The 15,171-nt window shown below is 71.2% G+C and carries 15 protein-coding genes and 1 tRNA gene; 12 read left to right on the forward strand and 4 right to left on the reverse strand.

The features are described from left to right. Positions 1-78: 78 nt before the first annotated feature. From AVW09_RS01355 to AVW09_RS01410, 12 genes are all read left to right on the forward strand, one after another. Positions 79-1,023 (forward strand): TadA family conjugal transfer-associated ATPase, encoded by a 945-nt coding sequence (locus AVW09_RS01355; RefSeq protein WP_063256394.1) that lies wholly within the window; start codon positions 79-81, stop codon positions 1,021-1,023. Further along, complete coding sequence (locus AVW09_RS01360) at positions 1,020-1,904, forward strand: hypothetical protein (protein ID WP_063256307.1); 885 nt, start codon at positions 1,020-1,022, stop codon at positions 1,902-1,904. Before AVW09_RS01355 ends, AVW09_RS01360 begins: the two co-directional genes overlap by 4 nt. A 31-nt stretch (positions 1,905-1,935) precedes the next feature. Continuing rightward, complete coding sequence (locus AVW09_RS01365) at positions 1,936-2,166, forward strand: DUF4244 domain-containing protein (RefSeq protein ID WP_063256308.1); 231 nt, start codon at positions 1,936-1,938, stop codon at positions 2,164-2,166. After that, the gene (locus tag AVW09_RS01370; protein WP_063256309.1) at positions 2,163-2,495 is read left to right on the forward strand and encodes a TadE family type IV pilus minor pilin; all 333 of its coding nucleotides are present in this window, start codon (positions 2,163-2,165) and stop codon (positions 2,493-2,495) included. The genes AVW09_RS01365 and AVW09_RS01370 overlap by 4 nt, the downstream gene beginning before the upstream one ends. A 389-nt stretch (positions 2,496-2,884) precedes the next feature. After that, complete coding sequence (topA, locus tag AVW09_RS01375) at positions 2,885-5,593, forward strand: type I DNA topoisomerase (RefSeq protein WP_063256395.1); 2,709 nt, start codon at positions 2,885-2,887, stop codon at positions 5,591-5,593. Beyond that, on the forward strand, positions 5,590-6,264 hold the full coding sequence (gene tmk, locus AVW09_RS01380) for a dTMP kinase (RefSeq protein ID WP_063256310.1): 675 nt from the start codon (positions 5,590-5,592) through the stop codon (positions 6,262-6,264). Before topA ends, tmk begins: the two co-directional genes overlap by 4 nt. A 75-nt stretch (positions 6,265-6,339) precedes the next feature. After that, a complete protein-coding gene (locus AVW09_RS01385) occupies positions 6,340-7,515 on the forward strand; it encodes a DNA polymerase III subunit delta' (RefSeq protein WP_063256311.1) in 1,176 nt (391 codons plus the stop codon). After that, positions 7,512-9,059: an alpha/beta hydrolase gene (locus AVW09_RS01390; RefSeq protein ID WP_231901730.1), complete on the forward strand. Its 1,548-nt coding sequence runs from the start codon at positions 7,512-7,514 to the stop codon at positions 9,057-9,059. The genes AVW09_RS01385 and AVW09_RS01390 overlap by 4 nt, the downstream gene beginning before the upstream one ends. 74 nt (positions 9,060-9,133) lie before the next feature. Next, the gene (deoC, locus tag AVW09_RS01395) at positions 9,134-9,799 is read left to right on the forward strand and encodes a deoxyribose-phosphate aldolase (protein ID WP_022877762.1); all 666 of its coding nucleotides are present in this window, start codon (positions 9,134-9,136) and stop codon (positions 9,797-9,799) included. 70 nt (positions 9,800-9,869) lie between these two features. After that, positions 9,870-9,945, forward strand: a tRNA-Thr gene (locus AVW09_RS01400). 162 nt (positions 9,946-10,107) lie between these two features. Further along, positions 10,108-10,503, forward strand: coding sequence for a hypothetical protein (locus AVW09_RS01405; protein ID WP_063256312.1), 396 nt, complete (start codon positions 10,108-10,110; stop codon positions 10,501-10,503). Between the two features lie 37 nt (positions 10,504-10,540). Beyond that, positions 10,541-11,116, forward strand: coding sequence for an isochorismatase family protein (locus AVW09_RS01410; protein ID WP_063256313.1), 576 nt, complete (start codon positions 10,541-10,543; stop codon positions 11,114-11,116). 10 nt (positions 11,117-11,126) lie between these two features. On the opposite strand, the gene AVW09_RS01415 is transcribed toward AVW09_RS01410, so the two are convergent. From AVW09_RS01415 to AVW09_RS01430, 4 genes are all read right to left on the reverse strand, one after another. After that, complete coding sequence (locus AVW09_RS01415) at positions 11,127-12,242, reverse strand: sensor histidine kinase (RefSeq protein ID WP_082822747.1); 1,116 nt, start codon at positions 12,240-12,242, stop codon at positions 11,127-11,129. A 117-nt stretch (positions 12,243-12,359) separates the two neighbouring features. After that, a complete protein-coding gene (locus AVW09_RS01420) occupies positions 12,360-13,946 on the reverse strand; it encodes a molybdopterin-dependent oxidoreductase (RefSeq protein ID WP_063256314.1) in 1,587 nt (528 codons plus the stop codon). 122 nt (positions 13,947-14,068) lie between these two features. Beyond that, positions 14,069-14,320, reverse strand: coding sequence for a hypothetical protein (locus AVW09_RS01425; protein WP_063256315.1), 252 nt, complete (start codon positions 14,318-14,320; stop codon positions 14,069-14,071). Between the two features lie 109 nt (positions 14,321-14,429). Then, positions 14,430-15,149 (reverse strand): ABC transporter ATP-binding protein, encoded by a 720-nt coding sequence (locus AVW09_RS01430; RefSeq protein WP_063256316.1) that lies wholly within the window; start codon positions 15,147-15,149, stop codon positions 14,430-14,432. Between the last annotated feature and the right edge of the window lie 22 nt (positions 15,150-15,171).

The raw sequence follows: 15,171 nt of genomic DNA on the forward strand, positions 1-15,171 counted from the left end.
GTGACCTCCCCCCGCCTCTTCCCCCTTCCCGCTCCCGCGCAGGCACCGCTCGCCGCGGAGCCTTCGTCCGCTCCCCGCCTGCTTTCCTTCGCGGGAGACGATCCGGCCCTCGCGTTCCTGCAGCCGTTCCTCGACGACCCCGACGTCAGCGACGTCTTCGTGAATGGCGACGAGGGGATGTTCGTCGACCGGGGGAGCGGCGCGGAACGGGTGCCGTCGTGGCGCGCGACAGAGGCAGAGGTCCGGCGGCTGGCCGTCCGGTTGATCGCGCGGGGCGGGCGTCACCTCGATGACGCGTCCCCGTGCGTCGACGTGCGCCTGGAGCGCGGTGTGCGCGTGCACGTCGTCCTCGCTCCGGTGGCCGCGCGAGGGACGGCCATCTCGATTCGCGTTCCGCGCTGGGGTTCGCCCGACCTGGACGATCTGCATCGAGCGGGCATGTTCTCGGTCGCGATCCGGCGCGCACTGGGTGCGCTCGTCCGCGAGCGATGCAACGTCCTCATCACCGGAGGTACCGGTGCGGGAAAGACGACTCTGCTCTCGGCCCTCCTGTCGTCCGTCCCCGCCGCGGAGCGGATCGTGACGATCGAGGAAGTCGCCGAACTCCGCCCGCGGCATCCGCACCACGTCGCTCTGGAAGCCCGACAGGCCAACCTGGAGGGCGCCGGCGGCATCGAGCTGCCGAGACTCGTCCGCGAGGCGCTGCGCATGCGCCCCGACCGCCTCGTGCTGGGGGAATGCCGAGGCGCCGAGATCAGGGAGCTGCTCCTCGCGCTGAACACCGGGCACGACGGCGGCGCGGGAACCCTCCATGCGGGCGGTCTCGCGGAGATCCCGGCGCGCCTGGAAGCGCTCGGGGCCCTCGCGGGAATGGATGCCGCTGCCCTCGCGCGCCAGGCCGTCAGCGCCCTGCACGCGATCGTGCACGTCGAGCGTCGGGAGGGTCGCCGACGGGTCGTCGGCATCGGTCGGCCGGTGCTCGTGGGCGATCGGCTCGGAGTCGACGTCGAGGCGATCGCGTGAGGGCGTCGGGCAGCGGCGGGCGCGACGACGCAGCGATCGAGACCGCGACGCGATTGGCCGTCCTCCTGGGCGCGGGTCTGTCCGGCCCAACGGCATGGCGGCATCTCGCCGTGCAGGGCGATGCGCTCGTGGTGGACGCCGCGCGCGTCGCGGAGGCGGGTGGCGACGTCGCGGGGGTTCTCCGCTCCGGGGAAGGGGCGTGGGGCGACATCGCGGCGGCGTGGTCGGTCGCCACGGCCGTCGGGGCGCCGCTCGCCGAGTCCCTGCGTTCCGCGGTCACCGCCCTTCGAGATGCGCGCGAGGTGAAGGCCGAGATCGCGGTGGCGCTCGCCGAGCCCGTCGCCACGGCTCGGCTGCTGACCTTGCTCCCGGTGCTCGGCCTGCCGCTCGGCTCCCTTCTCGGTCTGGACCCGCTGCGCGTGGTTGCCGAGCCGCTCGGGGCGTGCGCGCTGCTCGCCGGGCTCGTCCTGCTCGCGGCGAGCGTGATCTCGACTCCCCATCTTGCGCGGCGCGCTCGACCCGATGACGGCATCCCGGGGTGGGATGCCGAGCTCGTGGCGATGGCGCTGGCGTCGGGAGCGTCGATCGAGCGCGCGTGGGCGCTCAGCGCGGCAGCGCGGGGAGCCGACGCGGAACCGACGGCCGGGATCGCGACGGCGCTCGAGCTCTCGGCGCGGGCCGGGGCTCCTGCCGTGGAACTGCTGCGCGGCGAAGCGTGGCTCGCTCGTCACCGCGCCCGGGCGACCGGTCGGGAGGCGGCGGCCCGGTTGTCGACCCGCCTGTTGGTTCCCCTCGGCGTCTGCACGCTCCCGGCCTTCCTCCTCCTCGCGGTGGTGCCCGCCGTTCTCGGTGTCGTCCGGTCCACCTCCCTTCCTCTCTGACCGTCCGTTCCCTCATAGAAAGAAGAGTCCGATGTCCACTCCCTCCCTCACACCTACCCGATCCCACGCGTCGTTTCGTCCCCTCACGACCCGTCGCGCGTCGGCCCTGTTCCTGGACGACCGCGGTGCCGCGACGGCCGAATACGCGATCGCGACGATGGCGGCCGTGGCCTTCGCCGGCCTCCTCGTCGTCATCATGCGGTCGGATGAGGTGCGCGGCATCCTCACCGACCTCGTCCGTCGTGCTCTTTCCGTGCAATGAGACGGCCGTTCCTCGACGATCGCGGAGCGGTCACGGCAGAGTTCGCCGTGGCCCTCCCCGCGATCATCCTGGTGCTCGCGCTGGCCCTCGGCGCGCTGGTCGCGGCGGCAGCGTCCGTGCGACTCGAGCACACCGCGGCCGAGTCCGCGCGGCTGCTCGGGCGCGGAGACGAGCAGCGCGCCCGGGCTGTAGTGGCGGATGCCGGGGCGGACCTCTCCTTCGAACGGACCGACAGGCTCGTGTGCGTCGATGTCTCGACCCCCGTTCCGCTGCCGATCGCCCTCGAACCGCTGCGGGCTCATGCGTGCGCCCTCGGTGGGGGTGGGTGATGGCCGGGAGCGTCTCGGCCGTGGGCGTGGTGGCGGCGATCGCGCTCGCTGCCCTCGGGCTGGGCCTCGCGGGCGGCGCCGCGGTGCAGGCCCAGCGCCTCGCCGGAATCGCGGATGCCGCGGCCCTCGCCGCCGCCGACACCGTCAGCGGCGCGCTCCCCGGAGTGCCGTGCGAGGCCGCCGCCGCGATCTCCGCAGCCGGTGGCGTGAACCTGAGCGAATGCGATGTCGACGGCCTCGTCGCCACGGTGACGGTCGGCAGCGCGTACGGTGGGATTCCGTTCGCTGCACGCTCCCGAGCCGGACCACCCGATGTCTCGACGGCGCGCGACCTCCCGGATCCCGACCAGGAAGGCGTGTGTATGGTGTGCAACGAAGAAAGGACCCCAGTGGCAAACGGCAAGAAGCTCGTCATCGTCGAGTCCCCGACGAAGATGAAGTCGATCCAGGGATACCTCGGCGATGGCTACGAGGTGCTCAGCTCGGTCGGTCACATCCGCGACCTGGCCTCCAAGAAGGAGATCCCCGCCGACAAGAAGGCGGCGTACGGCAAGTACTCCATCGACGTCGAGAACGACTTCGACCCCTACTACGTCGTCAACGACCGCAAGACGAAGACGGTCGCCGAGCTCAAGCGCGCCCTGAAGTCCGCCGACGAAGTCCTGCTCGCCACCGATGGTGACCGCGAAGGCGAAGCCATCGCGTGGCACCTCCGCGAGGTCCTCAAGCCCAAGGTCCCCGTCCGTCGCATGGTGTTCCACGAGATCACCAAGGACGCCATTCAGGATGCCGTCCACCACACGCGCGACCTCGACGAGTCGCTCGTCGACGCCCAGGAGACCCGCCGTGTCCTCGACCGCCTGTACGGGTGGGACGTCTCGCCCGTGCTGTGGCGCAAGGTCGGCTCGGGCCGCGAGGGCACCGCGCTCAGCGCCGGCCGCGTGCAGTCCGCCGCGACCCGCATGGTCGTCGAGCGTGAACGCGAGCGCATGGCCTTCGTCTCGGCTTCGTACTGGGACGTCGAGGCGCTGGCATCCAAGTCCGGGTCCTCGTTCACGACGCGCCTCAACCGTCTCGACGGTGCCCCTCTCGCCCGCGGTGGCGACTACGACGACAACGGAAAGCTGAAGAAGGCCGTCGTCGTCCTCGACGAGGCCCAGGCCCGCGCGCTCGCCGCCGACATCGTCGCCGCGGCCAAGGCCACGGTCGCCAAGGTCGAGGCCAAGCCCGGCACCCGCAGCCCCCGCGCCCCCTTCACGACCTCCACGCTCCAGCAGGAGGCCGGACGCAAGCTCTCGATGAGCGCGAAGCACGCCATGGGCGTCGCGCAGCGTCTCTACGAGAAGGGCTTCATCACCTATATGCGTACCGACTCCACCGCGCTCTCGACGCAGGCCGTGAAGGCCGCGCGCGAGCAGGCGGTGGCGCTGTACGGCGACAAGGCGGTGCCGGCCAACCCGCGCGTCTACCGCAACAACTCCAAGAACGCGCAGGAGGCGCACGAGGCGATCCGTCCCTCGGGCGAGCACTTCCGCACGCCCGCGTCGCTCGCTTCGTCGCTCGACCGCGACGAGCAGAAGCTGTACGACCTCATCTGGAAGCGCACGGTCGCCAGCCAGATGTCGGATGCCAAGTACGAGACCACCACGGTGACCCTCGCCGTGAAGGCCGGGGAGAAGAACGCGGAGTTCACCGCCTCGGGCACGGTCTACACCTTCAAGGGCTTCCTCGAGGCGTACGAAGAGGGCAACGACGAGAAGCGCAACGACGAGGACGCGGACCAGTCGCTGCCCCCCGTCGCCGTCGGCGACGAGCTCGCGATCAGCGACGTCGAGCCCAAGGGGCACAGCACGTCGCCCAAGCCGCGTTACACCGAGGCGAGCCTGGTCAAGGCGCTCGAAGAGAAGGGCATCGGTCGCCCGTCGACCTTCGCCAGCATCATCGGCGTGATCCTCGATCGCGGCTACGTCACGAAGCGCGGTCAGGCGCTCGTTCCGAGCTGGCTCGCCTTCAGCGTCGTGCGCCTGCTGGAACAGCACTTCGCCGACCTCGTCGACTACGACTTCACCGCGGCCCTCGAAGACGACCTGGATGCCATCGCCCGTGGTGAGCAGCGCCGCACCGAGTGGCTCAAGGCGTTCTACTTCGGGTCCGAGAAGCAGGTGGGTCTCCGTCACATCGTCGAGAACCTCGGCGAGATCGACGCGCGCGAGCTGAACTCCACGCGTATCAGCGACACCGCGACCCTCCGCTTCGGCAAGTACGGGCCGTACCTCGAGGTCGTCCAGCCCGGCGCCCCCGAGGACGCCAAGCCGCGCATCGTCAACATCCCCGAAGATCTGGCGCCCGACGAGCTGACGCCCGAGAAGGCGCAGGAGCTCATCGATGCGCCCGTCGCCGGCGACCGCGTGCTCGGCGAGAACCCCGAGAACGGCAAGCTCGTCGTGGTCAAGGACGGTCGCTTCGGCCCCTACGTGCAAGAGGTCGAGGCTGAAGAGCCCGAAGAGGTCGACCAGGCCACGGGTGAAGTCGTCGAGGCGCCGAAGAAGCGCGGCGCCAAGAAGGAGGCCGCGCCCAAGCCCCGCACGGCGTCGCTCTTCCGCTCGATGTCGGTCGACACGATCGACCTCGACACGGCGCTGCAGCTGCTTTCGCTCCCGCGCGTCGTCGGCACCGACCCCGCCACGGGCGAGGAGATCACCGCGCAGAACGGCCGGTTCGGCCCGTACCTGAAGAAGGGCACCGACTCGCGGTCGCTCGACTCCGAGTCCCAGATCTTCGACATCACCCTCGAAGACGCCCTGGCCAAGTACGCCGAGCCCAAGTACGGCGCCCGCCGTGCGTCCAGCGCGCTCAAGGAGTTCGCGGCCGACCCCGTCAGCGGCAAGCCGATCAAGCTCAAGGACGGCCGGTTCGGCCCCTACGTCACCGACGGCGAGACCAACGCGACGGTCCCGCGCGGCGAGGACGCCATGGCCGTGACCTTCGAGCGCGCCGTCGAACTCATCGCCGACAAGCGCGCGAAGGGCCCCGCCCCGAAGCGCACCGCGGCGAAGAAGACGACGACCACGCGCAAGGCCCCGGCGAAGAAGTCGTGACCGCCGACGCCCCCCGGCCCCCGCACGCCCCCCGCGCGGCGACGGCCGGGGGACCCGGCCTCTTCCTCACCTTCGAGGGAGGCGACGGCGCGGGCAAGACCACCCAGGCCGCACTCCTCGAGGAGTGGCTGCGCGGGCAGGGTCGCGAGGTGGTGCGCACCCGCGAACCCGGCGGCACCGACGTCGGCGTGCGCATTCGCGACATCGTCCTGCACCACCGCGGGCACATCGCTCCGCGCGCCGAGGCGCTCCTCTACGCCGCCGACCGCGCCCACCACGTCGAGACCGTCGTGCGGCCCGCGATCGCGCGCGGCGACGTCGTGATCCAGGACCGCTACCTCGACTCCTCCGTCGCGTATCAGGGCGCGGGACGTGTGCTCGATGCCGACGACGTGCGGGAACTGTCGCTGTGGGCCACCGAGGGCCTCCTGCCCGACCTCACCGTGCTGCTCGACCTCGACCCCGCGTCCGCCCGCGCGCGACTCGATGCCGACGACAAGCCGTTCGACCGCCTTGAAGCCGAGAAGTCCGAGTTCCACGAACGCGTACGGACCGCCTTCCTCGCCCTCGCCGCGGCCGAGCCCGAGCGCTTCCTCGTCCTGGATGCCACCCAGCCGGCGCCCGCGCTCGCCGAACGGGTGCGTGCGGCCGTGGCATCCCGACTCGTCTGAGGGTCTGCCGTCACGCGATCGACACCCAGCGGATCGGCAGCGGCGGTGTCGGTGGCCACGATTAGGGTGGAACCCATGTCGACCGCCGTGGAGCCGCCCCCTTCGACGGTCGCCGCGCCCTTTCCGTGGGATGCGGTGTGGGGACAGGCCGAGGCCGTCGAGACGCTCCGTGCCGCCGCCGCCGATCCCGCCGCCCTCGCCCACGCGTGGCTCATCACGGGTCCGCCCGGATCGGGCCGCTCGACGCTCGCCTACGCCTTCGCGGCCGCGCTCATCGCCGACCCCGGCGACGAAGCTGCGCAGCGGCAGGTGCTCGCCCGCACCCACCCCGACCTCACGGCCCTGCGCACCGAGCAGGTCGTCATCCGCATCGACGAAGCCCGCCGTCTCGTCGAGCGCGCGTCGTTCGCGCCGTCGCTGGGCCGACACCGCGTCATCGTCGTCGAGGACGCCGACCGCATGGCCGAGCGCACGTCGAACGTCCTGCTCAAGGCCCTCGAAGAGCCGCCCGAGCAGACCGTGTGGGTGCTGTGCGCGCCGAGCGACGCCGACCTCCTGCCGACGATCCGCTCGCGCGTCCGGGTGCTGCGCCTGCGGGAGCCCTCCGTCGCCGACGTGGCGTCTCTGATCGTCGAGCGCACCGGCGTGCCCGCCGACGTCGCCGAGGAGTCCGCGCGCCACGCTCAGCGCCACATCGGCATGGCGCAGCGCCTCGCCACCGACGACGACGCCCGCGCGCGCCGCGCCGAGACGTTGTCCGCGGTCCTCGCCGTCCGCGGCATCAGCGACGCCGTCGAGGTCGCGGGGCAGATCGTCCGCCTCGCCACCGATGACGCCAAGGCCCTCACGGCCTCCCGAGACGAGGAGGAGCGCCGCACCCTGCTGCGCACCCTCGGGATCGCCGAGGGCGCGGCGGTGCCGCCGAGCGTCCGCAGCCAGCTGAACGCCCTCGAAGACGATCAGAAGCGCCGCGCGACCCGCAGTCTCCGCGACGGCATCGATCGCGTGCTCACCGACCTGCAGTCGCTCTTCCGCGACGTCGTCATGCTCCAGTACGGGCGCGACGGCGATCTCGTCAACGCCGAAAGGATCGACGACCTGCGCTCTCTTGCCGCCGAGTGGACCCCGGCCCGCACCCTCGGGGTGCTCGACCGGATCACCGAGACCCGCCGCAATCTCGAGCAGAACGCGGCTCCGCTGCTCGCGCTCGAGAGCCTCCTGATCACCGTGGCGAACGGATCCGCGCCGTGAGCCTGCGCCGGCGTCTCGCCACGGCCGTTGCCGGAATCGCGGCCCTCGCCGTCGCCCTCTCCGGGTGCCTCTACGCCCAGATCCCGCCCGTGCCGCCGACCGACGGTGCGTCTCTCGCGCCGCAGACCGACGGCGTCTCCGCCGAACTCCTGCCGTACTACGGGCAGACGCTGGACTGGCAGCCCTGCGGGACGGGCCTGGACTGCACCACGGTCACGGTTCCCCGCGACTATGCGGACCCGAGCGTGGGCGACCTCGAGCTCGCCGTCGTCCGGCACCGCGCGACGTCCGGCACGCCGATCGGGTCGCTGCTCACCAACCCCGGCGGACCGGGTGCGGCCGGCGTCTCCCTGATGAAGCAGGCACTGTCGATCCTGGTCGACGACAAGCTCACCCAGGACTACGACGTCATCGGATTCGACCCCCGCGGGGTCGGAGAGTCGACAGCGGTCACCTGCTACGAACCGGCTCAGCTCGATGCCTTCCTGTACGACATCCCGCCGGGGGCGCGGGGGAGCGACGAACGGAAGGCGGCGCTCGACCAACGCGCTGCCGACTTCGCGCAGGCCTGCCAGGACCACAGCGACGGCATCCTCCCGTACATCACCACCGAGAACTCCGCGCGCGACATGGACGTGCTGCGCGCCGTGCTCGGCGACCCCAAGCTCAACTACCTCGGCTTCTCGTACGGCACGTTGCTCGGCGCGACCTACGCGGGGCTGTTCCCCGAGCGGGTCAATCGCATGGTGCTCGACGGGGGCATCGACCCGAGCGTTTCGGGCTCCGACACCTCGCTCAGCCAGGCCGTCGGATTCGAGCAGTCGCTCCGGTCGTTCATGGCCGACTGTCTGAAGACGAAGGACTGCCCGTTCGCCGGCACGGTCGACGACGCGATGGCCGACGTCGCGTCCCTGCTCGCGCGCGTCGACGCGCGTCCGATCACCGCGGGCGACGGCCGTCGGCTCGGCGGCGACACCCTCATGACCGCGATCACCGCCGCCCTCTACAGCGAGGAGAGCTGGCCCTACCTCCGGTCCGCGTTGACCGACGTGAGCAACGGTCGTGCCGACGTCGCCTTCCAGCTCGCCGACTTCTACAACGGCCGCATGGGCGACCACTACGACGGCAACACGATGGAGGCGTTCATCGCCTACAACTGCATGGACTATCCCGATCAGGGGACGGATGCCGCCGTTGCTGAGCTGCAGCAGAAGCTGGATGCCGCGGCGCCCGTGATCGCGCCGTACTGGAGCGGCTCGGGCGGCGATCCGTGCAAGACATGGGCGGCGCCGCCGACGGGGAAGCGGGAGCAGATCACCGCGCCCGGGTCCCCGCCGATCCTCGTGGTCGGCACGACAGGCGACCCCGCCACCCCGTACGAGGGCGCGCAGAGCCTCGCTTCACAGCTGGCCCAGGGCATCCTCATCACGAATGTCGGCGAGGGGCACCTCGGCTACAACAAGGGCAACGCGTGCGTGACCGACGCCGTCGACGCCTACCTCATCGACGGAATCGTGCCGGACGACGGCCACCGCTGCGGCTGAGAGGCGCCGCCTCGCCGAGCACACCAACGTCCGCGGAACGTAGGCTTGTCGTCGTCCCCGCCCGAAGGAGCACCATGACCACGCCCGACCTGGCCACCTACATCGACCACACGCTGCTCAAGCCCGAGGCCACCCGCGCCGACGTCGAGCGCACGATCGCCGACGCCGCAGAGCTCGGAACCTACAGCGTGTGCCTGTCGCCGTCGTTCCTCCCCGTCGAGGTGCCCGCGGGGCTCAAGGTCGCTGTCGTCTGCGGCTTCCCGAGCGGGAAGCACCACGCCGAGGTCAAGGCCGCCGAGGCGGCGCTGTCGGTCGCCCAGGGCGCCGACGAGATCGACATGGTCATCGACATCGGTGCCGCCATCGAGGGCCGCTACGAGGTCGTCGAGGCCGAGATCCGCGCGGTGCGCACCGCCGTCCCCGCCCCGACCGTCCTCAAGGTCATCATCGAGGCCGCCGCGCTCTCCGACGACGCGATCGTCGCCGTCTGCGAGGCCGCCGTCGCCGCGGGAGCCGACTTCGTCAAGACCTCCACGGGCTTCCACCCCGCGGGCGGGGCGAGCGTCCACGCCGTCGAGCTCATGAAGCGCACCGTCGGCGATCGCGCCGAGGTCAAGGCATCCGGAGGCATCCGCACGCGCGCAGCGGCGGAGGAGATGATCGCCGCCGGTGCGACCCGCCTGGGCCTGTCGTCGAGCCGCGACATCCTCGCCGACCGTTCCGCAACCGGCGACTACTGAGCCGGCACGATTCGTCAGCCCGCCCGCTGACCATGTAAGATCGATGATCGTGCACGCCACAGCGGCGCGCGCCGCCTTAGCTCAGACGGCAGAGCGATTCACTCGTAATGAATAGGTCAAGGGTTCGATTCCCTTAGGCGGCTCCAGCACCACGAAAGGCCCGGGTTCCCCCGGGCCTTTCGTGTTCTCCCGGTCGATCGAGCCACCCCGAACACCGCGGAACGGACCGAGGGGCAACGGCCCGATAGGCTGAGAGCCCCGCCCGCCGCCCTTCGGCGTGGAGAACGTCGCCGCCCGCAGGAGCCCCCGTGTCGAACGTCGTAGATGTCGTCATCGAGCTCTTCACGTGGGTGGGCCTGGGAGTCGGCCTCCTGCTCGCCATCGTCGCGATGATCGTCTACGTCGCGGACGGCACCTGGGTGCCGGTGCGGGCCGTGGTCGAGGACGTCGACGGCCACCGCGTCGTGCGCTGGTTCGACGAGCACGGCGGTGTGAACGAAGCGCCGCTCTCTCCGCACGAGGACGCGCGGATCGGGGATGCCGACATGGCCGACGTCTTCGCGCGTCGCGGATCCCGGCACCGGATGCGACTGACCCGGTCGTCGCCCCACGTGCGGTTCCTGACGCTGCTCGCTACCGGGGTGCTGGGTCTGGGCGCTCTGGCGTTCGTGCTCTCGATCGTCCTGCTGTTCACCCGGGGATGACCGACCCGGTGTCGGCGCCCGCGCGTAGGCTCGACGCATGAGCCGGGCATTGTTCATCGTCGACGTCCAGAACGACTTCACCGAGCGGGGTGCCCTCGGCGTCACCGGGGGCGACGCGGTCGCCGAGCGCATCTCGCGCTTCCTCGACGCGCACGCCGATGACTACGCCGTGATCGTGGCCTCCCGCGATTGGCACCACGGCGACGACGACAACGGCGGTCACTTCGCGGCGGAACCCGACTTCGTCGACACGTGGCCCGCGCACTGCGTCGGCGGCACGTACGGCGCCGACTACGACGAGGTCTTCGACACGAGCCGCGTCACCCACCACCTCAAGAAGGGGCAAGGGAAGCCCGCCTACTCGCTCTTCGAGGGAGTGACCGACGACGGCATCACGGCCGATGGCATCCTGAACGAGAACGGCATCAGCGACATCGACGTGGTCGGGATCGCGACCGACTACTGCGTCCGCGCGTCCGCCCTCGACGCGTTGAAGGCCGGCCGCGGGGTGCGCGTGTTCACCGACCTCGTCGCGGGCGTCCACCCCGACTCCAGCGCCACGGCGCTCGCCGAGATCGCCGCGGCCGGCGCCGAGGTCACGCGCTCGGAGTGACCGCCGGAGTTCATTCGGCCGGCGTGACCTCGTCGTCGGCCCGTGGGATCGTCAGACGTACGGTCGTCCCGGCGCCCAGCTCGCTCGAGATCCGCACGGTACCGCCGTGCTGCGCGGCGATCCGGCGCACGCTCGCGAGCCCGATCCCGTTTCCGCCGTCGCGCGGGTCGGCGAGCCGCCCGCGTTCGCCCTCGTCGAGGATGACCGCGAGATCGTCGGGATGGATGCCGCGTCCCCGGTCGCTCACGGAGACCGTCGCGCCCTCGTCGGTTTCGTAGACCTCCACCTCGATGACGTCGTCGGAGTACTTCGCCGCGTTCTCGAGGACGTTGGCGACGGCGCGGCGGAGGCCCAGAACGTCACCCTCGACGGGGATGGCATCCATCTGCCCGAAAGTCACCCGATCGGGCGCGTCGCCAGGGAGGACGAGGGCGACGGCACCGCGCGCGATGAGGTCCATCGCCACGCGCCGACGTCCCGGCTCGGGTCGCGCGGCCGCGTCGGCGAGGAGCGCCTGCGCCATGGCGACGAGGTGGTCGCTGGCCTCGCCCGCGAGGCGGAGGAGCCGGTGGTCGGCGGGGAGTTCGTCCGCCAGGAGGTCCAGGTACCCGCGGAGCGCGGTGACGGGGGAGAGGAGGTCGTGGGCGAACGTCCGCTGCAGTGCGGCCTGCTCGTCGAGGATTTCCTTCTCGCTGGTCAGGTCGCGCACGATCTTCACGAAGCCGAGCACCTGACCGGACTCGCTGCGGATCGCCGAGATCGTGACGCGCGCCCAGAACTCGCCGCCGTCCTTGCGGACGCGCCACCCCGTGTCCTCCACGTGCCCGTCGCGCTGAGCCGCGGCGAGCAGCCGGTCCGGCAGGCCGCGTCGTCGGTCTTCCTCCCGGTAGAAGCGCGAGAAGTGCTGGCCGATGATCTCGTGCGCGGCGTACCCCTTGATCAGCTCGGCGCCGAGGTTCCATCCGCGCACCACTCCGCCGCCGTCGAGCTTCACGATCGCGAACTGGTCGACCTGGCCGTCCCAGTCCGGCGGCAGCGTGCGCCGCAGGCTAGCGATCGGTCGTCCTTCGCTGGGCGCGGCGTCGGCGGAAGGGAGCAAAGAGGACTCGTCCTCGGCCACACTCATGCGGCGGAGCCGCGGGGCGTCGGGCTGCTTGCTGAAGGCATGAGGCGATCATGCCCCGCGGGTCCTCATCGTGAACAGGACTTGACACCTATCGTGCGCTGGCCGTTATACGCAACGTCACCGGACGGTGACGAGCGTGCGCTGCCACCCGCTGGAGCCGTTCGGGGCGATCGCCGCGGCCTCCTGGATCTGGACGTTCCCCTGCTTGTCCGTTGCGCGCACCGTGATGTAGTGCGAGCCGGGCTGCGCATCCCACTCGAGTACCCACTGCACCCACGACTGATCGTTGATGGGGGCGGAGAGGGTCGCCTGCTGCCAGTCGCCGTCGTCGATGCTCACCTCGACGGTCTTGACTCCCACGGGCTGCGCCCACGCCATCCCGGCGATGGGGACCTTGCCGGCCGAGACGGGGGTGCCGATCTTCGGGGTGTCCACGCGCGACGACATCTTGATCGGCGCCTCGGCAGAGTATCCGCGCGGCGTCCAGTACGCCTCCATCTGGTCGAAGCGCGTCACCGTCAGCTTCGTGACCCACTTCGTCGCCGAGACGTAGCCGTACAGCCCCGGCACGACCATACGCACGGGGAAACCGTGTTCGAAGGGCAGCGGTTCGCCGTTCATGGCCACCGCGAAGATGGCATCCAGTCCGTCGTCCGTCAGCGACGACAGGGGAGTGGATGCCGTGAACCCGTCGACGCTCTCGGAGAGCACCATGTCGGCGTCGCCCTGGGGGGACGCCAGGCGCAGCACGTCGCGGATCGGGACGCCCTGCCAGATCGCGTTCCCGACGAGGTTGCCGCCGACCTCGTTCGAGACGCACGTGAGCGTCACGCCGTACTCGTCGAGGCCCATGTTCACGAGGTCGTCGAAGGACAGCTCGATCGGCTTGTCGACCATCCCCTCGATGCTGAGTCGCCACGTCGACGGGTCGACGTTCGGGACGGTGAGGGCGGTGTCGACGCGGTAGAAGTCGGCGTTCGGCGTGATGATCGGCGAGAGGCCGGGGACATCGAGGGACGCGCCCTCCGGCACGGTGACCGTGCTGCGCGCCGACGGCAGACGCAGGGCGTCGCGGGCGGCGGCGACGGAGTTCGTGGCCGCGTTGAGGACGCGCGCGCCGACGCCGACCACGACCGCGCTCGCCGCGGCGATGCCCGAGAGGAGGAAGAAGCCGCGACGGTTGAGCCCCGCCGTGGGGGCGTCGTCGGCGGCCGCCGCCGTGGACCAGCGCCGGAGGCGCCGGGTGAGGAGGACGAGGAGGACCACGCCCGCGACGGTTCCGAGGACGGGCGGGAGCCATGCCAGGGCACCGGCACCGGCGCGCGTGAGGATGGCGGCGGTGGCGAGGGCTCCGCCGATGCCGAGGAGGATCGCGCCGACCGGACGGAACCGGTACTCGAGGACGCCCGCGACGGCGGCGGCGACAGCCGCGCCGAGCCCGACCCCCACGAGGAGAGCGATCTTGTCGGACTCGCCGAAGACCGTGATCGCGAGCTCTTTCAGAGGGCGGGGCACGATGTCGACGATGAACGACCCGACCGCGAGGACGGGGCTAGCGGCCCGCGCGACGAGGAGCGCGAACAGTTCGGCGACGGCGAGGAGCGCGGCGGCCGAGATGAGCCCGGCCAGGGCGGCCCAGAACCAGCCCCGCGGACGCCGGACGGTGCCCGGCTCGTCGGTGCGGGTGGCGGTGTCGGTGGTCATGGCATCCCTCTCCCTGTCGACGACGTGCGAAGCGTCGCCGTCATCCGCTTATTCGGAGCGGGAGAGCGAATGGATGCCGCGGTGCTCGGCGCTCGAGACAGGGCGGTCCCGCGGTACGGGCGTCAGAGTCCGCGCCGTGCCATCCACATCGCCACGAGACCGCCGATGACACCGATGGCGAGCACGACCGCGCCCACCCAGATGAGGCTGCCGGATCCGACCATCGTGGAGCGGACGATGAGTCCGACACCCGCGATGATGCAGGCCCACGGCGCGAGGAGGCGCAGCGGGCCGTAACGCTGGAGAAGAGTGCGGTGCTCAGCGTCCTTCTGCCGGGTGGAGGACGGTGGCTCTTTGCTCGCGGAGGGGCTCATGCGGGAACCGTAACCGGCGAGGCGCCGGCCCGACAGGGCCTGGCGACCGGACGGTGTCCTGTGCGACGTGCGGCTGCCCGTGCCCCGACGGCACCGGCAGCCGCACGCGTCACTTGTGCGTGATCTCGGTGATCCTCCCGTCCGCGAGGCGCAGCCGACGCCGGGCGCGGCGGGCGACGGCGGAATCGTGCGTGACGACGACGAGGGTGAGTCCCTCGGCGTTCAGCGCGTCCAGGACGTCGAGGATCTCGTCGCGCATGTGCTCGTCGAGGTTGCCGGTCGGTTCGTCGGCGAGCAGCACCGTGGGCTGCTTCGCGACCGCGCGGGCGATCGCGACGCGCTGCTGCTGGCCGCCCGACAGTTCGCCCGGGCGGTGGTCGTGGCGTTCGGCGAGCCCGACGCGCCCCAGTGCCTCGTGGACGCGGCGCTTCCGTTCGTCGCGGGCCAGCCCGAGCGGCTCCAGGCCCATGTCGACGTTCTCGGCCGCGGTGAGCGTCGGGATGAGGTTGAACCCCTGGAACACGAAGCCGATCTCGCCCGCGCGGATGCGGCTGAGCCGGCCGTTCGAGGCCTGCGCGATGTCGAGGTCGCCGAGGCGCACACTCCCGGACGTCGGCCGGTCGAGCGCTCCGAGCATCTGGAGGAGCGTCGATTTACCGCCCCCGGTGGGTCCCTGGATGGTGACGAAGTCGCCGGCGGCGATCTCGAGGTCGATCCCCGCGAGCGCGGTCACCATGCGCTCGCGCTGACGATACGTGCGGGTGACGTTCTCGAGGTGGTACCCGGCCGCGTCGACCGCGGTGGCGTCGGTGGGGGATGCAGTTGTCATGGTCACGATGTCTCCTTGTGGG

The organism is Microbacterium sp. T32, from assembly GCF_001619615.1.
GTDB lineage: Bacteria > Actinomycetota > Actinomycetes > Actinomycetales > Microbacteriaceae > Microbacterium.